This window comes from Streptomyces phaeochromogenes, assembly GCF_001418655.1.
In the GTDB taxonomy this organism is placed as follows: domain Bacteria; phylum Actinomycetota; class Actinomycetes; order Streptomycetales; family Streptomycetaceae; genus Streptomyces; species Streptomyces phaeochromogenes.
In genome coordinates this window covers 11,733-29,848 of record NZ_LIQZ01000011.1, presented here as the reverse complement: position 1 = coordinate 29,848, position 18,116 = coordinate 11,733, and the positions used below count along the sequence as shown (strand labels likewise).

Here is an 18,116-nt window from a genome sequence, read left to right as displayed (position 1 = left end):
CGCCCGAAGGGTTACGCGCCGCCGCCGGTCAGGCTCCATGTCCGCAGGGTTATCGGCCGCCCACGTGACGTGCGCAGGACGGGCTCGTCGTCGGTGAGCGTGAAGCCGGTGGACCTGGCGACGGCGATACTGGCCGCGTTGCCCTCCTCGATGCACAGCACCACGCGCCGCGCTCCCGTATGCAGCACGGCGTACTCGGAGAGGAGGCGGACGGCCCGGGAGGCAAGACCCCGGCCCCGGTGGGCGGCTCCGACGCCGTAGGCGATCTCGACGTCCCGCTCGTCGGCCTTGCTGCGGAACAGCAGCACCTCGCCCCGGGGCAGGACCCCGTCCGTGGTGATCGCGAGCTGCACCTTGCGTCCCTGCGCCCGCGCCTCCTTGGCCTCGGTGAGATAGACCTGCGCCGCCATCGTGTCGAACGGCGAGGCCACCGGCGTCCAGCGGGCGATCTCCGGGTCGTCGTACACCTCGACCAGGGCGGGGATGTCCTCCTCGGACCATTCGCGCAGGTGAATACCCTCTCCTTCGAGCCGCAGGTGCGGAGGCGGGGCGAGTGTCAGCGGGCTGTCCATGAGGCGATCCTGCCTCGCGCGCGGACGGGCGGCCAAGGGCGCGTCGGTCTCGCTCACCGCACGACGGAGCGCCCCAGATCGGCGAGCCCCTGGTCGGGAGCGGTCGCGCGGCGCACGGCCTCGCGGATCACCGACACGGGATCGTCCTGGTGGTAGATCCTCTCCGACGGCTCGATGCCGTCCAGGAACTCCTGATACCGGACCGCGTACGCGAGATGCGCGAGCGGCTCGGCGACGGCCAGGGCGCGGGCCGGATCGCTGCCGGGCACCTGCTCCAGCCACGCGTCCGCCCAGACGCGGACGGCACCGGCTCGTACGTCCTCGGGCAGGAAGTCGTGCACGCGCAGCGCGTCCAGGACCGGGCTGCCCCAGTGCGCGTCGGCGAAGTCGACGACCACCGGCGGCCCGCCGTCGCTGCGCCAGTTGCCGGGGTGGAAGTCGCCGTGCACGACCGTGTCCGGCAGTCCGCACTCGTCCAGCAGCCGCCAACGGTCCGTCAACTCCCGTGCCACGCGCAGCTCATGGGCGGTGAGCCCGCCGGAGACAGGGCCGTCGAGCAACTCCCGGACCCGCTCGGCGAAGACGGACGTACGGCGGTCCGGCAGGCTCGCGGGCCGTTCCTCCGGCCGCAGGGCGAGGGCCGCCTGTGCCGCGACGAAGCGCCGCACTCCGGAGGCGGCGGTGTCCGCCGAGGCCTTCCAGCAGTCCTCGCCGGGGATGTGCTCCATCAGGACGCGCCCGCCGGCGGAAGCGAGGACGGTCGGGACCAGCCCCGGATCGACTCGGGCGAACGCGGCGATGACCTCCGCCTCGTCCGAGGCGAAGTGGGGAGTGGCCTTGAGCCAGACCGGACCTCGGTCGGTGGGCAGCCGGAAGAGCCCGGCCAGGTTCCAGGTGCGGCGCTGCTCCACCGGCCCGGTCACGGGCCGGCCCTGCGTGGCCAGCGTGCGCGTCGACCAGTCGAGCAGTTCCCGGAGCCCGTCGATCCGTGCCCAGGGAGCCCGCAGCGGATCGAGTCCGTACAACATCCCTGGATCCGCCGGGAGTTGGAGCAGCATGCCCGGACGCTCCAACGCCTCGACGTGGTACGTCACATGGCCGTCGCGCCCGCCCTCCCCGCCGTCCACGGACAGCAGACGGATCACCAACACCCGCACCCCGAGCGCCTGTTGCAGACGCCGGACGACCGGCTCGACCTCGGACCACCACGGCACGTCGACGGAGAAGGGGCCGACGGCGCCGAGAAAGTCCTCACCCGACGTAACCCACGCACTGAAAGTTCGGCTCACCGCGACAGTCTGAGCGAGCCGCGCGCCCGCGGCCAGCGAATATCGCCGGGGTACCCCGGATGGCAGACGGTGCTGGACGGGATGGCAGACCGTGCCGGACGATTGACATGCAGGTAATTGCCTGCATAACGTTGAGTGTGTGATCGGACGAGGAACGAGAGCGGGAGAGCGGACCAGTGCCGGGTAAGGGCGCGCAGACGGACCAGGTCTTCAAGGCGCTGGCCGACGGGACGCGCAGACGGCTGCTCGACAGGCTGCACGAGCACAGCGGACAGACGCTGGGAGAGCTGTGCGAGCACATCGACATGACCCGGCAGTCGGTCACCCAGCACCTGGCCGTCCTGGAGGCGGCCAACCTGGTCAGCACGGTGCGGCGCGGGCGGGAAAAGCTGCACTACCTCAACCCCGTACCGCTCCACGAGATCCAGGAGCGCTGGATCGACAAGTTCGAGCGCCCGCGTCTGCGCGCGCTCAGTGCGGTCAAACGACGAGCCGAGGAAGACATGAGCGACAAGCCGACATTCGTGTACGTCACCTACATCGCCAGCACACCCGAGAAGGTCTGGGACGCGCTCACCGACGCCGACCTGACCGCCTCGTACTGGGGCCACAGCAACGTCTCCGAGGACTGGCGCCCCGGATCCCGGTGGGAGCACCGGCGCATCGACGGATCGGGGATCGCCGACGTGGTCGGCACCGTCGTGGAGAGCGAACGGCCCACCCGGCTGGTGGCCACCTGGGCCTCGCCCGAGGACGAGGGCAAGGAGGACAAGTACTCCAAGGTCACCTACGACATCCGGCCGCACGGCGGGATCGTCCGGCTCACCGTCACGCACGAGGATCTCGCCGACGAGACCGCGGTCAAGGAGGTGTCGGCCGGCTGGCCCGCCGTCCTGGCCAACCTCAAGTCGCTCCTGGAGACGGGCAGTCCGCTGCCGCAGGAGCCGTGGCTGGTGCCGTAGTGGCGTGGGGCCGGGGTGTCGAAGCGCCGTAGTGCCGAGGTGCCGAGGTGTCGACCGGTCCGGCATGCGTCGGCCGGCCCGCGGTGTGAGCGCGCGGGCCGGCCGGCGGTCCTCGTCGGCGCAGACGTCCTGCTACGTCTGTGATGTGTTCTTCGCGGACGTGGCCGCGCATATGAACCCCAGCACCACGGCGAGAACGCCGATGATGATGTTGTTGAGCACGACGCCCGCGTCGGGGCTCTCGCCGACGATCCACGGCGAGATGATCATCCATGTACCCATCGCGCACATGGCCCAGCTGAGGCCGTACATCCGGGTCGGCGTGGTGGTGAATCCGAGGGCCAGGACGCCTATCGCGATACCCATGATGAGGTTGTGCGTCACGAGTGCGGGCTGGCTTGTCGTGTAGTGGAGTATCCACGGGGAGGTGGCGCAGTACAGACCGAGCAGGAACACCGGTCCGTCCACGAGCGCCACATCGCGACCACCGAGCATGCGGGCGTAGCGATCCCGCATTTCGGATACATCAGGGTGGCTGCCTATGTCACCTCTGGCGTTCGAGACGTTGGCCATGACTCGACTCCTTTGTCTCTGCAGGCCTGACCGCGACTGTGCGGTATGCGGTAGACGCCGCGTATGTACATTCTGCTCTTATTTCTTCTTTATGTGTAGAGGTGAGCGGGTCGGAGGAGGTGGGAGTTGCGTAGTCCGTACGCAGACAGCGACGCAGCCGGTACAGCCCGCGTCGGGCGTGACTCTTGACCGTCCCCAGCGGCCAGCCCGTGCGCTGGGCGATCTGGGCCTGGGTGAGGTCCTCGTAGAACGTCAGACGCAGGACCCGCTGCTGGGCCGAGGGCAGCCTCGCCATCTCCCGGCGGATCAGGATCCGGTCGAGGACCGCTTCGGGCTGTTCGTCACCGGGATCGCCGAGTGCCAGGACGGATCCGGCCCGGGCGACGAGCTCCGCTCGGCGCGTCCTGGCCGCCAGCGCGTCGGCGATCCTGCGTCTGGTGATCCCCACGATCCAGGCCGAGACCGCGCCGCGTTCGGGCCGGTAACCGTGACGGCCGCGCCACACCCCCAGGAAGACCTGCTGGGTGACGTCCTCGGCCTCCCTCGCGTCACCCAGTGCACGCCGCGCGAGGGTGTGGACCAGCGCGGACCATCGGTGGTGGACGGCGGCCAGACAGGCCTCGTCGCCGTCGGCCAGGCCGCGGGCCAACTCCTCGTCGGTGAGCGGCTGCTCGTCGCTGAACGACTCCTTCGAACGAACCCATGAGGGTGTGCCGGCCTCCGCTGTGACCGTCGGTGGTTCGGGCATCGCGTCTCCGGTCATGACCATGGCTCCTCACGTCGTGCCCCGGTGCGGCCATCGTCGGAGCCGGGCCGTGAGGTGATCAATCCGCATCGATTCTGCGTCGTATAGTCGGCCCATGTACGAGCCGACGGGCGGGCGGAACCACCCGGACGAACCCTCTCCGAAAGCTGTCGAGGCGGCCGATACGGCCATGACGACCGGGACAGTGGCCCGCCGGCTCGGGGTGTCGCCGACCACGTTGCGCTCGTGGGACCGCCGTTACGGCCTGGGCCCCGCCGTCCGCGCCGACGGCCGCCACCGCCGCTGGTCGACCCGGGACGTCGCGATGCTGGAAGCGATGTGCCGGCTGACCTCCGCCGGGGTCCCGCCCGCCGAAGCGGCACGCGCCGCCAGACAGGGGGCTGTGGAGGAGAGGGCAGCCAAGGAGAGGGCCGTCAACGCGGAGGCTCCGAAAGCCCCGAAAGAGTGGGGCGCAGGAGAGAAGGCCGTCAGGGAGCCGATCGGCTCGCCTTCGCCCTCCCTCGACCGGACCGATCACGCGCGCCCACCCGCCGACGACGACCGGCCACCCACGGCGGGCCCGCCGCTCCCCGGCGACATCCGCAAGGAGTGCCGTGGCCTGGCCCGGGCCGCTGTCCGGCTCGACGCCCCGGCCGTGGACGGCCGGTTGACCTCGGCCGTCGAGCGATACGGACTCACCGCGGCCTGGCAGGACGTGATGGTTCCGACGCTGCACGCCGTCGGCCGCAGATGGGAGTCGTCCGGCGACCGGTACGTCGAGGTCGAGCACCTGCTGTCCTGGCACATCTCCACCACGCTCCGCCGTGTCACCCCCTCCCTGTCCCTGTCTCCGTCCCCGCGACCGGGCAGACCGGAGACCTCCGAGGGGCCGGTCGTCCTGGCCTGCGTACCCGGCGAGCAGCACACCCTGCCGCTTGAGGCGCTGAACGCCGGACTCGCCGAACACGGCCTGCCCACCCGGATGTTCGGCGCGGCCGTGCCCGCGGAGGCGCTCACCGCGGCGGTACGACGCCTGGGGCCCTCGGCCGTCGTCCTGTGGGCCCAGGCACGCTCCACGGCGAGCATCCCCCTGGCCCGCCACGTCGCCGCCACGCACTGGGGCGTGAAGGGAGCCCGCAGACATCCGACGCTCGTGCTGGGCGGCCCGGGATGGGCAGGGCGATCGGCGCAGGGCATGCTGCGGCCATCGAGCCTGCATGACGCGCTGGCCGTCCTCGCGGCCCGCTACGAGAACAGCGTGCCGGGACCGCGGACTGACGGCCCGTCGGACTGACGGGCCGGCGGATCGAGGGATCGAGGGATCGGCGGCGGGTCGTCAGGCCCGCCCGCGGGCATGCCTGAAGCGGGCCAGCCCGTCGGCGAGTTCGACGATCGGCTCGGGATAGTCGTGGGCGGCGCGTTCGAGCCCTTTGAGTTTCCACGGCTCGTGCACGGCTGCCCCGTCGAGCCCTTCGAGTTCGGGCACCCAGCGCCTGACGTACGTGCCGTCCGGGTCGTACCGCTTGCCCTGGAGGACCGGATTGAGGACGCGGTTGGGCCGTGTGTCGGTGCCGGTTCCCGCCACCCACTGCCAGTTGAGCTGGTTGTTCGCGATGTCGCCGTCCACCAGCAGTTCGAGGAAGTGACGGGCGCCGACCCGCCAGTCGACGTACAGCGTCTTCGTGAGGAAGCTCGCGGTCAGCAGGCGTCCCCGGTTGTGCATCCAGCCCTCGTACCGCAGTTGGCGCATGGCCGCGTCGACGACGGGATAGCCGGTCCGCCCCTCCTTCCAGGCGTCGATGTCCCGTGCGGCCGACGTCTGTGACCGCCACAGGTCACGCCGGGTGCGGTAGTCCGTCGTGCCGGCGTCCGGCCGTGCGGCCAGCACCTGATGGTGGAAGTCCCGCCACGCGAGCTGCCGTACGAACGCCTCGGCGCCCGGCCCGCCCGCCTTCCGCGCCCGGTGGACGAGCTCGACGGGGGACAGCGTGCCGAAGTGCAGGTGCGGGGAGAGGCGCGAGGTGGCGTCCCCGGGCAGGTCGTCGTGGCGGTCCTCGTACGAGCCGATCCCGCTCCGCAGCCAGGCCGTCAGCCGCGTCCTGCCCTCCCTCTCGCCGCCTTCGGCCAGCCCCTCGGACAGGGCGGACAGATCCCCACGCCGGGGGAGTGCCTCCGAACCGATGCCCTCCTGTACGGGCACGGCTCGGGGCGCGCCGAGCACGTTGCGCGGCTGCTGCCGCGCCCAGTGCCGGAAGTACGGCGTGAAGACGGCGAAGTGGTCCGAGGCGGCCGGGGTCACGGCCCCCGGTGCCAACGCGGTGATCACTGTGTCGTGGACGTGCAGTCGGCGCCCCTCCGACTCCAGGGCGGTGCGCAGCCGTTCCTCGCGCCGGTGGGCGTAGGCGCTCGCACCGGCAGCCATGTGAACATCGTCGGCGTCCGCCTCCCTGACCACCCGGCACACCTGGTCGACGACATCGCCGGACCGGAAGACGAGGTGGCCGCCGCGCTCCCGCAGTCCCGTGTCGAGGTCCCGCAGACAGTCGGCGAGGAACGCCAGCCGGTTCGGAGCGGCGAATCCGGCTGTGTCGACGGCCCGGTCACGGACGAACAGGGGCACCACCGCGCTGGAGCCGTCGAGCGCCGCGCGGAGCGGCGGATGATCGTGCAGTCGCAGGTCGGAGGTGAACAGGACGACCGAGACGTTCATGGCATGACTCCGGAATTCCGGGACGGGGCGGGGACGGACGGGAAGGGAAGCGGTGTCGGGCGTCAGCCACCGGGTGAGCTGAGCCGGGCCGCCGGAGCGGGCTGCGATCTGGCCGCGGTCCGGGCGATGTTGCGGGCCATGCCGCCGAACACGACCGCGTGGAACGGCGACACGCTCCACCAGTAGGCGTGGCCGAGCAGCCCATGGGGATGGAAGAGGGCGCGCTGGCGGTAACGGACGCCACCGTCCTCGTCCGTGTCGACGTACATCTCCAGCCACGCGAGGCCCGGCAGCCGCATCTCGGCGCGCAGCCGCAGCAGGTGACCTCGTTCGATCTCCTCGACGCGCCAGAAGTCGAGCGAGTCGCCGACCCGCAGGCGTGTCGCGTCGCGGCGCCCTCGGCGCAGGCCCACCCCGCCGACCAGCCGGTCCAGCCAGCCGCGTACCGCCCAGGCGAGAGGCAAGGAGTACCAGCCGTTGTCGCCGCCGATGCCCTCGATCACCCGCCACAGGGCTTCGGGCGGGGCGTCGACCGTCAGCTCGCGCCGGTCCGTGTAGAGGCTGCCGCCCGCCCAGTCGGGGTCGGTGGGCAGCGGGTCACTCGGGGCACCCGGCACCGAGGCGGACGACCAGCGCGTGGTGACCCGTGCCTCCCGGACGCGTCGCAGCGCCAGCCGCACCGACTCCTCGAAGCCGATCGGCCCGCCCGGCGGGTCGGGCACATGGCGGGCGATGTCGTGCTCGTGGCAGACGACCTCGTGGCGCAGCGACTCGGTGAGCGGGCGCGCGATGGAGTTCGGTACGGGCGTGACCAGTCCGACCCAGTGACTGGAGAGCCGGGGCGTCAGGACCGGTACCGGCACGATCAGTCGGCGGGGCAGGCCCGCGACCGCCGCGTATCTGACCATCATCTCCCGGTACGTCAGAATCTCGGGGCCGCCGATGTCGAAGGCCCGGCTGACGTCCTCCGGCATCCGCGCGGCGCCCACCAGCGTGCGCAGCACGTCCCGTACGGCGATGGGCTGGATCCGCGTACGGACCCAGCTCGGAGTGACCATCACCGGCAGCCGCTCGGTGAGATAGCGCAGCATCTCGAAGGAGGCCGAACCGGAACCGATGATGACCGCCGCGCGCAGCACGGTCGTCGGCACCCCGGAGTCCAGCAGGACGCGGCCGACCTCGGCCCGGGACCGCAGATGCGGCGACAGCTCCGCCTCCGGCACCCCGGCGGGGGTGAGCCCGCCCAGATAGACGATCCGGCGTACGCCCGCCGCGTGGGCCCGCTCCCCGAAGGTGCGGGCGGCCCTGCGGTCGGTCTCCTCGAAGCCCTTGCCCGTGCCGAGCGCGTGCACCAGGTAGTACGCGACGTCGATGTCCCGCATCGCCCCGGCGACGGACTCGGGGTCGGTGACGTCCCCGCGCACCACCTCGACGTCACCCGCCCACTCATGGTCGCGGAGGGCGCCGGGGGAGCGGGCCATGCAGCGCCCCCGGTGGCCCGCGGCGAGGAGTTCCGGGACGAGCCGGCCGCCGATGTATCCCGTCGCGCCCGTCACCAGGCACCGCAGCCCGCCTTCGGAGACGTCACCGCTCATGAGTCCTCAGCCTTCCGTGTCGGTGTCCCCCTCCTGATCACTTCCCTCGTGAAGGCCCCGACGGATGCGCCGACCGGGACACTGCGGCCATCCGGGTTGCGGACGCCGGTACATGTCTTCGCAGATCGGGGGCAGACGAGGTCCAGAAGAGAGTCGTTGTTCGATGCTGGAGGTGGCTGCCGTCATGAGCGCCAAGGTGCTGGAGCGGTTTCCCGCGGGAGCCCCGCGCGGATCGTGGCCCGCGGAGGAGTACGCGGCACGGCGTCGTGCCGAGGGTGAGCCCGCGGTGGTCGTGATGGACCTGAAGTCGGACACCTTCCTCGTGGTGGTCCCGGGGCTCGACGAGGACTGATTCCGCGACTGATTCCGCACGGGCGGGCGCCGGCTCGGGGCGAGTGCGGCCCGTGCCGCGTCACGGCTGGCCGGTCACCGTTCCCCCGAGTGCCGCCGCCCGGCGCACGAAGGCCTCGTGCAGATCGTGGGCGGCCCGCGGCACGGAGTCGGCCTTGCGCCGCTGCAGCATCAACAGCACGCGCGTCGAGTCGTCGGCCAGCGGACGGCAGACGATCGAGCCCTGCCGTTCCAGCGGATCGTCGATCACGCTGAAGTCGGGCAGCACCGTGACCCCCAGCCCTTCCGCCACCATCAGCTTGCCCATCTCCGCGCCGTCGGTGGAGTAGGAGAAGGACGGCTCACGGTCGCCCAGCAGCCGGTGGACGTAGCGGTGCATCACATAGCCGGAGCGCATCGCGATGATCGGTTCGGCGAGCAGGTCGGACACGGACACCACTGACAGCGACGCGAGCGGACTGTCCGGCCGCACGCACACCACCGGCCGCCCGCGCAGCAGCTCCGTGGAGTCGAAGTCTGCGGCAACGTCGTCGCCCTCCAGGTGATTCACCAGGCCGAGGTCGAAGCCGCCCTCCAGCAGGGTCCGGTGGATCTCCGACTGCTGGGCGCCGACGACCTCCACCTGTGTCGCCGGATGCGTGGCGCGGAACTCCCGTACGGCCGGAATGAGCAGCGGGACCGTCGCCGCGTTCACCGTGCCGACGCGCACCATGCGACTGATGCGGTGCTGTTCGCCCGCGGCGCCCCGCAGCCGGTCCACCGCGTCGAGGACGTTGATGATATGCGGCAGCAGCTCCCGCCCCTCCGCGCTCATCTTCGCACCGGACCTCTTGCGCTCCAGGAGGTCGACCCCGAGTTCCCGCTCCAGATTCCGCACGGTCTCGCTCAACGCGGGCTGGGAGAGGTGGAGTTCCTCGGCCGCGCGGCGCAGCGAACCGAGTCGGGTGACCGCCGTGATGTATTCCAGCTGCTCTATTCGCACCCCAGCAGAATGTGGTGCGCGCACCGCCCTGTTCAAGGGCTGCCCTGTCACGCCTTCGTGAAATTCGCCGGTCCGCGATGCGAGACCGATCGGGTATTCCTTGACGGTCAGGACCGACGGCTGCCACGATCGAGAACATGATGATGCGACTGGACCTCACGCGGCGACGCCATGTCGACCTTGCGCGTGTCTCCAGCGCCGCCTGTTGCTCCGCGGCCTGATCCACCGGATCCGCTGCGCCTCTCACCCCCTCTTCTTCCGCCGCCCACGGCTGCCGTAAAGCCGTGAGTCGCTTTCCGCCGCCCGAATTCGGCGACGCACCGCCTCCCGCCGAATTCGGCGTGTCTGAATTCCCCGCAACAGGAGTTCCGCATGCCTGCCGAAAACCCGTCCGCAGACCCCGTCCGCTTCGCCTACTGGGTGCCGAATGTCAGCGGCGGCCTGGTCACCAGCAAGATCGAGCAGCGCACCGACTGGGGCTACGAGTACAACCGCGAACTCGCCGTCCTCGCCGAGAACAACGGCTTCGACTACGCCCTCAGCCAGGTCCGCTACATGGCCAGCTACGGCGCCGAGTTCCAGCACGAGTCGACCAGCTTCAGCCTCGCCCTGCTGCTCGCCACCCAGCGTCTGAAGGTCATCGCCGCCGTCCACCCGGGCCTCTGGCACCCGGGAGTCCTCGCCAAACTCGGCGCCACCGCCGACCACTTGTCGAACGGCCGCTTCGCGGTCAACGTCGTATCCGGCTGGTTCAAGGGCGAGTTCACCGCCCTCGGCGAGCCCTGGCTGGAGCACGACGAGCGCTACCGCCGCTCCGAGGAGTTCATCCAGGCCCTGCGCCAGATCTGGACCGAGGACCACACCGAACTCGCCGGTGACTTCTACCGGTTGCGCGACTTCTCCCTCAAGCCCAAGCCTCTCAACACCGTCGAGCGCCCCCACCCCGAGATCTTCCAGGGCGGCAACTCCACCGCCGCCCGCGCCATGGCCGGCCGGGTCTCCGACTGGTACTTCTCCAACGGCAAGGACTTCGACGGAGTGACCGAGCAGATCAACGACGTCCGAAAGTCCGCCGCCGAAGTCGGGCGCAGGGCACCGAAGTTCGGCCTCAACGGCTTCCTGATCGCCCGTGACACCGAGGCCGAGGCCCGCGACACCCTCCGTGAGATCGTCGCCCACGCCGACCGCGAGGCCGTCGAGGGATTCGGCGCCGCAGTGAAGCAGGCCGGACAGTCCGCCGCGGACGGCAAGGGCATGTGGCAGGACTCCTCCTTCGAGGACCTCGTCCAGTACAACGACGGCTTCCGTACGGGGCTGATCGGCACCCCGGAGCAGATCGCCGAGCGGATCGTCGCGTACAAGCGACTCGGCGTCGACCTCCTGCTGCTCGGCTTCCTCCACTACCACGAGGAGGTCGAGTACTTCGGCCGCCGCGTGCTGCCCCTCGTACGCGAACTGGAAGCCCAACTCCCGGACACCGAGCCCGAGTCCGCCCCCGCCCACGCGTGAGCGCCCGCTCCTTCCGCACCGCACTGCGAGAGAGGTCCCCAGCATGAGCACCGCCACGCCCGCCGACTGGCAGACCCGCCCCACCCCCGAAACAGCCCACGACTGGATCACCCGCGCCACCGAGGTCGCGGCAGTCCTCGCCACCGACGCCGCCGAACGCGACCGCGCGGGCGCCACCCCGTACGCCGAGGTCCGTCTGCTGAAGGACGCCGGCCTCGTCACCCTGCTCGGACCCACGGAACACGGCGGCGGAGGCCAGGACTGGCCGACCGCCTACCGGGTCGTCCGCGAGATCGCCAAGGCCGACGGCTCCATCGGGCAGCTCCTCGGCTACCACTACCTGTGGAACTGGGCCGCCCGCCTGGTCGGCACCCGCGAGCAGTGGGAGCACGTGGAGGCCGAGGCCGCCCGCAACAAGTGGTTCTTCGGCGGGGCCGTCAACCCGCGCGACAAGGACGTCGTCGTGACCGAGGACGGCGACGACCTCGTCTACACCGGACGCAAATCGTTCTCCACCGGCAGCAAGGTCTCCGACGTCACCGTCCTCGAAGGCGTCCTCGAAGGCACCGACCAGCACGTCTTCGTCATCGTGCCGTCCGACAGCCCCGGCCTGGCCTTCCACGACGACTGGGACAACATCGGCCAGCGGCTCACCGAGAGCGGCGGCGTCACCCTCGACGGCGTCCGCACGCCGTGGGCCTCCGCCGCCGGCTACATCGACAAGGAGTTCCGGCCCCGGATCTACAACACCCTCAACGTCCCCACCATCCAGCTGGTCTTCGTCAGCTTCTACCTCGGCATCGCGGGCGGCGCCCTGGAGACGGCGGCCACCTACACCCGGACGAAGGCCCGGTCGTGGCTGCACGGCGGGCACGAGCGGGCGGTCGACGAGCCGTACGTCATCGACGTCTACGGCGATCTGACCGCGAAGCTCTGGGCAGTCGAGGCCCTCGCCGACACCGTCGCCGCCGAGGGTCAGAAGCTGCACGACGACCCGGACGCCGTGACCGAGCAGGCGCGCGGCGACTTCGAGGTCCGGGTGGCCGCCGTCAAGGCGCGTGCCACCGACGTCGCCCTGGAGATCAGCAACCGCATCTTCGAGGTGACCGGAGCCCGCTCCACCGCCACCGTCGAGGGCCTCGACCGCTTCTGGCGCAACGTCCGCACCCACACCCTCCACGACCCCGTCGCCTACAAGCGGCGCGAGGTCGGCCGCTGGTTCCTCGAGGGCGAACTGCCCGAACCCACCTGGTACTCCTGACCGCTCACTCCGGGGCGCCTCCCGCACGGAGGCGCCCCTCGTCCCGAAAGAGGACCCATGGCCACCGTCCTGTCCGTCTCCGGCAGTCCCTCCGCCTCCTCCCGCACCAACCGGCTCCTGCGCCACCTGGACAACCGGCTGACCGCGCAGGGCCACGAGGTGATCCCGCTCGACGTCCGTACGATCCCCGCCGAGGCCCTGCTCGGCGCCGACTTCAGGCACCCGGCTATCGTCGAGGCCACCGCGCTCTTCGCCCGCGTCGACGGAATCGTCATCGGCACCCCCGTCTACAAGGCCGCCTACTCCGGCGTCCTCAAGGCGCTGCTCGACCTGCTCCCGCAGTACGCCCTCACCGGCAAGACCGTGCTGCCCCTGGCCACCGGTGGCACCACCGCCCATGTGCTGGCCATCGACTACGCCCTGCGCCCGGTTCTCAGCTCCATGGGCGCCCGGCACATCGTCCAGGGCTGGTTCACCCTCGACAAGGACATCGCGGTCGGCGAGGACGGCGGACTCACCGTGGCACCCGCGGCGGCCGAGGCACTGACCCAGGTGCTCGACCAGTTCTCCGAGGCACTGGGCCGCACGCCGATCCTGGCCGCGGCGGGCTGACCATGTCGGCCAAGACCATCACCGGTGATGCCGAGGCCCTGACCGTCGCCGCTGCACTGGCCGACGAGTTCCGGGCCGAGGCCTCCCGGCGGGACGCCGAACGCAGGCTCCCCCGCGACGAGTTGGACCGGCTCTCCGACTCCGGCCTGCTCGCCGTCACCGTGCCCGCCGAGCACGGCGGCGCCGACGTACGGCAGGAGACCCTCGCCGAGATCTTCCGGCTCCTCGCCTCGGCCGACGCCAGCCTCGCCCAGATCCCGCAGAGCCATTTCGTCTACGTCAATGTGATCCGCCGTCAGGGAACCCCGGAGCAGCGGGAGTTCTTCTTCGGCGAGGTGCTGGCAGGGCGCCGCTTCGGCAACGCCCAGTCGGAGGCCGGCACGAAGCACGTCCAGGACATCCGCACCCGACTGGAGCCGGCCGCGGACGGTTCGTACGTCCTCACCGGGGTCAAGCACTACTCCACGGGCGCCCTCTTCGCCGACTGGATTCCGGTGCTCGCCCGCGCCGAGGACGACAACCTGCACGTCGCGTACGTACCCCGGGACGCCGAAGGCCTCACGGTCGTCGACGACTGGGACGGCATGGGCCAGCGCACCACCGCCAGCGGCACCGTCAGGCTCGACGCCGTACCCGTGCCCGCCGACCGGGTCCTCCCGCACCACCTCACCTTCCACGGCCCCCAACTCCACGGCGCGGTGGCCCAGTTGCTGCACGCCGCCATCGACGCCGGGATCGCGGCGGGCGCGCTCGCCGAGGCCGCGGAGTTCGTCCGCACGAAGAGCCGCCCGTGGTTCGAGAGCGGTGCCGAGACCGCCGCCGAGGATCCGCTGCTCATCCAGCGCTTCGGAGAGCTGGCCATTCAGGTGCGGGCCACCGAGGCGCTGCTCGGCGCGGCGGCCCGGGCGGTCGACACGGCCCGCGCCGACCTCACGGAGACCTCGGCGGCCGAGGCGTCCATCGCCGTGGCCGCGGCGAAGGCGCACGCAGCGAGCACCGCCGTCGAGGTGTCGGGCGCGCTCTTCGAGGTGTCCGGCACCAGGTCAGCCCTCAACTCCCTCAATCTGCACCGGCATTGGCGCGACGCCCGCACCCACACACTGCACGACCCGGCCCGCTGGAAGATCCAGCACATCGGCCGGTACGTACTGAACGGCACGCCGCCTCCACGGCACGGACTCCTCTGAGACCGCCCCCCCCATCAGCTCCCCCCGATCGGAGAACGGACCCGTGTCCCTCACCTTCCACTGGTTCCTGCCCACCAACGGCGACAGCCGCCATGTCGTCGGCGGCGGCCACGGCACCCCGGCCACGGTGTCCGGCCGGGACCGGCCGCCGACGGTCGCCTACCTCAGCCAGATCGCCCGCGCCGCCGAGGACCTGGGCTTCGTCGGCGCACTCACGCCCACCGGCGCGTGGTGCGAGGACGCCTGGCTGACCACCGCCATGGTCAGCCAGAACACCGAGCGGCTGAAGTTCCTGGTCGCCTTCCGGCCGGGCTTCGTCTCCCCGACGCTCGCCGCGCAGATGGCGTCCACCTTCCAGCGCCAGTCCGGCGGACGGCTCCTCCTCAACGTCGTCACCGGCGGCGAGAGCCACGAGCAGCGCGCGTACGGCGACTTCCTCGACAAGGACGCCCGCTACCGCCGTACCGGCGAATTCCTGCAGATCGTCCGGGACCTGTGGGAGGGCAAGACCGTCGACCTGTCCGGCGAGTTCCTCCAGGTCGAGGACGCCAGGCTCGCCCGCGTCCCCGACCCGGTCCCCGAGGTCTACTTCGGCGGGTCCTCGCCCATCGCGGGCGAGGTCGCGGCCAAGCACGTGGACGTGTACCTCACGTGGGGCGAACCGCCCGCGCAGGTCGCCGAGAAGATCGCATGGGTCCGCGCGCTGGCGGCGAAGGAGGGCCGCAGCGTCCGGTTCGGCATCCGGCTGCACGTCATCACCCGCGACACCTCCGAGCAGGCCTGGGCGGAGGCGGACCGGCTGCTGGCCGGATTCGACCCGGCGACCGTGAAGTCCGTACAGGCCGGTCTCGCCCGCAGCGAGTCCGAGGGCCAGCAGCGCATGCTCGCCCTGCACGGCGGCGGCAACCGCGACGGCCTGGAGATCCACCCCAACCTCTGGGCCGGCATCGGCCTCGTGCGCGGCGGCGCGGGCACCGCTCTGGTCGGCAGCCACGACGAGGTCGCCGAACGGATCAAGGAGTACCAGGCCATCGGCATCGAGGAGTTCGTCCTCTCCGGCTACCCGCACTTGGAGGAGGCGTACTGGTTCGGCGAGGGCGTACTGCCCCGGCTCGCCGCGCAGGGACTGTGGCAGCACCCGTTCGCCGAGCGGCCGGCCCCCGCGGCGCAGGTGCCGTTCGCGAGCTGAGGATCCGGGGGCGCGGCCCCTGCTCGTCCCCGGAAAACCGCTGTACTCCGACGCCTCCCAGGTGATGACCTTGACGCGGGCCCGACAGGAACCGGCTGCCCGGCCCGTATCCAGGGAACTCACACAAACAAGGGGGGACGGCTGTGACGACCTCGAACATCCTGCTGTCCGGCATCGTCGGATCCACCGCCTACGGCCTGGCCCACGAGGGCTCGGACGTGGACCGCCTCGGCATGTTCGCCGCCCCCACCGATGACCTCCACGGCCTGCACCCGCCGAAGGAGTCCCACGTCACGACCAAGCCCGACAGCACGCTCCACGAAGCCGCCAAGTGGTGCCGACTCGCCCTGCGCGGCAATCCGACGGTCACCGAACTGGTGTGGCTGCCCGACGAGTTGTACGAGGTCCGCACCCCGCTGGGCGACGAACTCATCGGCATCCGCACCACGTTGCTGTCCGCGAAGCGCGTGCGCGACGCCTATCTCGGGTACGCCACCCAGCAGTTCAAGCGCCTCTACGACCGTGGCGACAGTTCCTTCTCCGCGGACACCCGCAAGCGCACGGCCAAGCACGCCCGGCATCTGCGACGCCTGTGCCACCAGGGCTTCGAGCTGTACGCAACCGGCCGCGTGAGCATCCGCGTCGAGAACCCGGAGGAGTACCACCGCTTCGGCGAACAGGTGGCAGCCGACGCCATGGCCGCGCTGCCCCTGCTCAAGCGGTACGAGGCGGCCTTCGACGAGACCCGCAGCGCCCTGCCGGAACAGCCCGACGAGGCGCCCGTCGAGGCGTGGCTTCGCCGGGTCCGGGCCCACTACTACACGCTGGACTCCACGTCGGCGCGTGCGCCCGTGCGGTGACCGAAAAAATCTCCCGCGGATGTCGTGGCGTGTGTCGATCCGGCGGTTCCCCCTTCGTGTAGTCAGTGAGAGACCACCAAGGAGGACATGTCATGAAGCACTACCTGTTGAGTGTGATGCAGCCGGTGGGGGAGCCGCCCGAGCCCGAGGTCCTGGAAGGGATCATGCGCGACCTCGATGTCTTCCACGCCGAACTGAAAGCGGCCGGCGCCTGGGTGTTCGCCGGGGGACTGCACGGGCCCGAGACGGCCACCGTGCTGCGGGCCGACAAGGGGGACGTACTGATCACCGACGGTCCGTACACCGAGAGCAAGGAGTACCTCGGCGGGATCTGCCTGATCAAGGCACCCGACCTCGACGCGGCGCTCGAATGGGGCCGCAAGGCGACTCTGGCGACCACGCTCCCCATCGAGGTGCGGCCCTTCATGGGCGAGGCCGAGGGCTGAGGGCGGGGGAGTGGCGGCAGGGGAGTGAGGACTGAGTACCGATGACCGCGAAGGCCGGCATCGAGGCCGTCTTCCGCGCGGAGTACGGCCGCGCGGTAGCCGTCCTCGTCCGCTTCCTCGGCGACATCGACCTCGCCGAGGAAGCGGTCCAGGACGCGTTCGCCACGGCGGTGCGGAAGTGGCCCGAGACGGGGATCCCGCCGAGCCCGGCCGGGTGGATCATCACCACCGCCCGGAACCGGGCCGTCGACCGGCTGCGCCGCGAGTCCACGCGTGAGGCCCGGCACGCCGAGGCGGCCCAGCTGTACGCCCCCGACGCACCGCCCGAGGAGGGCCCCGTGCGCGACGACCGGCTCCGCCTGATCTTCACCTGCTGCCACCCCGCGCTCGCCACCCAGGCCCAGGTCGCCCTCACTCTGCGACTCCTCGGCGGGCTCACCACGCCACAGATCGCGCGCGCGTTCCTCGTGCCCGAGCCCACCATGGCCCAGCGCCTGGTCAGGGCCAAGGCCAAGATCCGCGACGCCCGTATCCCGTACCGCGTCCCGCGAGACGCCGACCTCCCGGAACGGGTCAGGGGAGTGCTGGCCGTCGTCTACCTCATCTTCAACGAGGGGTACGGCGGCCGGGAGGACCTGTGCGCGGAGGCCGTACGACTGGGGCGTGTTCTCGCCGAGCTGATGCCGGACGAGCCGGAGGTCCTCGGGCTGCTCGCGCTGATGCTCCTGATCGAGGCGCGCCGCCCGGCCCGGGAGACCTCCGACGGAGACCTGGTCCTCCTCGCCGACCAGGACCGCCGCCGCTGGGACCGTGACCTGATCGCCGAGGGACAGTCCCTCGTACGCCGCTGCCTGCGCCGCAACCAGCCCGGCCCCTACCAGATCCAGGCCGCGATCAACGCAGTCCACAGCGACGCGGCCACCGCGGCCGACACCGACTGGGGCCAGATCCTTGCGCTCTACGACCAGTTGATGGTCCGCGCCCCGAGCCCGGTCGTCGCCCTCAACCGCGCGGTGGCGGTCGCCGAGACCGAGGGCCCGCGCACGGGCCTCACTCTCGTCGACGCCCTCGACCTCGCCGGCTACCACGCCTTCCACGCCGTACGAGCCGACCTGCTGCGGCGCCTCGGGCGGCCGACGGAAGCGGTGGCGGCGTACGAGGCGGCCATCGCCCTCACCGAGAACCCGGCCGAGCGCGCCCACCTGGAGCGCCGCAGGACGGAACTCCAGGTGGAGTAGACCCGGGCGTTCCAGGCGGAGTGAACCTGGAGCGA

The 18,116-nt window shown here is 71.2% G+C and carries 18 protein-coding genes and 1 pseudogene; 12 read left to right on the top strand and 7 right to left on the bottom strand.

The window, feature by feature from the left end; translation table 11 throughout:
• Nucleotides 1-11 precede the first annotated feature (11 nt).
• Nucleotides 12-572 (bottom strand): GNAT family N-acetyltransferase, encoded by a 561-nt coding sequence (locus tag AOK17_RS01760; RefSeq protein ID WP_055610458.1) that lies wholly within the window; start codon nt 570-572, stop codon nt 12-14.
• Between the two features lie 53 nt (nt 573-625).
• Nucleotides 626-1,861, bottom strand: coding sequence for an aminoglycoside phosphotransferase family protein (locus AOK17_RS01755; protein WP_055610457.1), 1,236 nt, complete (start codon nt 1,859-1,861; stop codon nt 626-628).
• Between the two features lie 176 nt (nt 1,862-2,037).
• Here AOK17_RS01755 and AOK17_RS01750 point away from each other — a divergent pair, with 176 nt between their 5' ends.
• Nucleotides 2,038-2,823, top strand: coding sequence for an ArsR/SmtB family transcription factor (locus AOK17_RS01750; RefSeq protein WP_055610456.1), 786 nt, complete (start codon nt 2,038-2,040; stop codon nt 2,821-2,823).
• Between the two features lie 132 nt (nt 2,824-2,955).
• Here the strand turns inward: AOK17_RS01750 and AOK17_RS01745 are convergent, their stop codons facing one another.
• Together AOK17_RS01745 and AOK17_RS51900 are read right to left on the bottom strand one after the other, a co-directional pair.
• Nucleotides 2,956-3,396, bottom strand: a complete 441-nt coding sequence (locus AOK17_RS01745; protein ID WP_079052738.1) for an SPW repeat protein — start codon at nt 3,394-3,396, stop codon at nt 2,956-2,958.
• A 133-nt stretch (nt 3,397-3,529) separates the two neighbouring features.
• Nucleotides 3,530-4,144 (bottom strand): annotated as a pseudogene (locus AOK17_RS51900) (sigma-70 family RNA polymerase sigma factor); the annotation flags it as partial.
• Nucleotides 4,145-4,256: 112 nt separating this feature from the next.
• On the opposite strand from AOK17_RS51900, the gene AOK17_RS01735 reads away from it, so the two are divergent.
• Nucleotides 4,257-5,435: a MerR family transcriptional regulator gene (locus AOK17_RS01735; protein WP_079052737.1), complete on the top strand. Its 1,179-nt coding sequence runs from the start codon at nt 4,257-4,259 to the stop codon at nt 5,433-5,435.
• Nucleotides 5,436-5,477: 42 nt separating this feature from the next.
• Here the strand turns inward: AOK17_RS01735 and AOK17_RS01730 are convergent, their stop codons facing one another.
• The gene (locus tag AOK17_RS01730; protein ID WP_055610454.1) at nt 5,478-6,851 is read right to left on the bottom strand and encodes a cryptochrome/photolyase family protein; all 1,374 of its coding nucleotides are present in this window, start codon (nt 6,849-6,851) and stop codon (nt 5,478-5,480) included.
• Nucleotides 6,852-6,913: 62 nt separating this feature from the next.
• On the bottom strand, nt 6,914-8,446 hold the full coding sequence (locus tag AOK17_RS01725) for an SDR family oxidoreductase (RefSeq protein WP_055610453.1): 1,533 nt from the start codon (nt 8,444-8,446) through the stop codon (nt 6,914-6,916).
• Between the two features lie 163 nt (nt 8,447-8,609).
• On the opposite strand from AOK17_RS01725, the gene AOK17_RS01720 reads away from it, so the two are divergent.
• The gene (locus tag AOK17_RS01720) at nt 8,610-8,798 is read left to right on the top strand and encodes a hypothetical protein (RefSeq protein WP_055610452.1); all 189 of its coding nucleotides are present in this window, start codon (nt 8,610-8,612) and stop codon (nt 8,796-8,798) included.
• 60 nt (nt 8,799-8,858) lie between these two features.
• On the opposite strand, the gene AOK17_RS01715 is transcribed toward AOK17_RS01720, so the two are convergent.
• Nucleotides 8,859-9,779 carry a LysR family transcriptional regulator gene (locus AOK17_RS01715; RefSeq protein ID WP_055610451.1) on the bottom strand — a complete coding sequence of 307 codons (921 nt, stop codon included), beginning with the start codon at nt 9,777-9,779 and terminating at the stop codon, nt 8,859-8,861.
• Nucleotides 9,780-9,916: 137 nt separating this feature from the next.
• Between AOK17_RS01715 and AOK17_RS53880 the strand changes: the two genes are divergently transcribed.
• The 9 genes from AOK17_RS53880 (at nt 9,917) to AOK17_RS01675 (ending at nt 18,081) form a co-directional block, all read left to right on the top strand.
• Nucleotides 9,917-10,000: a putative leader peptide gene (locus tag AOK17_RS53880; RefSeq protein WP_359844138.1), complete on the top strand. Its 84-nt coding sequence runs from the start codon at nt 9,917-9,919 to the stop codon at nt 9,998-10,000.
• Between the two features lie 151 nt (nt 10,001-10,151).
• Nucleotides 10,152-11,288, top strand: a complete 1,137-nt coding sequence (sfnG, locus tag AOK17_RS01710) for a dimethylsulfone monooxygenase SfnG (protein ID WP_055610450.1) — start codon at nt 10,152-10,154, stop codon at nt 11,286-11,288.
• 43 nt (nt 11,289-11,331) lie between these two features.
• On the top strand, nt 11,332-12,549 hold the full coding sequence (locus AOK17_RS01705; protein ID WP_055610449.1) for an acyl-CoA dehydrogenase family protein: 1,218 nt from the start codon (nt 11,332-11,334) through the stop codon (nt 12,547-12,549).
• A 57-nt stretch (nt 12,550-12,606) separates the two neighbouring features.
• Nucleotides 12,607-13,161, top strand: a complete 555-nt coding sequence (gene ssuE, locus AOK17_RS01700; RefSeq protein WP_055610448.1) for an NADPH-dependent FMN reductase — start codon at nt 12,607-12,609, stop codon at nt 13,159-13,161.
• A 2-nt stretch (nt 13,162-13,163) separates the two neighbouring features.
• The gene (locus AOK17_RS01695) at nt 13,164-14,348 is read left to right on the top strand and encodes an SfnB family sulfur acquisition oxidoreductase (RefSeq protein WP_055610447.1); all 1,185 of its coding nucleotides are present in this window, start codon (nt 13,164-13,166) and stop codon (nt 14,346-14,348) included.
• 43 nt (nt 14,349-14,391) lie between these two features.
• Complete coding sequence (locus AOK17_RS01690; RefSeq protein ID WP_055610446.1) at nt 14,392-15,537, top strand: LLM class flavin-dependent oxidoreductase; 1,146 nt, start codon at nt 14,392-14,394, stop codon at nt 15,535-15,537.
• A 143-nt stretch (nt 15,538-15,680) separates the two neighbouring features.
• On the top strand, nt 15,681-16,397 hold the full coding sequence (locus AOK17_RS01685) for a nucleotidyltransferase domain-containing protein (protein WP_055610445.1): 717 nt from the start codon (nt 15,681-15,683) through the stop codon (nt 16,395-16,397).
• A gap of 92 nt (nt 16,398-16,489) precedes the next feature.
• Complete coding sequence (locus tag AOK17_RS01680; RefSeq protein ID WP_055610444.1) at nt 16,490-16,843, top strand: YciI family protein; 354 nt, start codon at nt 16,490-16,492, stop codon at nt 16,841-16,843.
• Nucleotides 16,844-16,884: 41 nt separating this feature from the next.
• Nucleotides 16,885-18,081 carry an RNA polymerase sigma factor gene (locus AOK17_RS01675; RefSeq protein ID WP_055610443.1) on the top strand — a complete coding sequence of 399 codons (1,197 nt, stop codon included), beginning with the start codon at nt 16,885-16,887 and terminating at the stop codon, nt 18,079-18,081.
• Nucleotides 18,082-18,116: the final 35 nt, after the last annotated feature.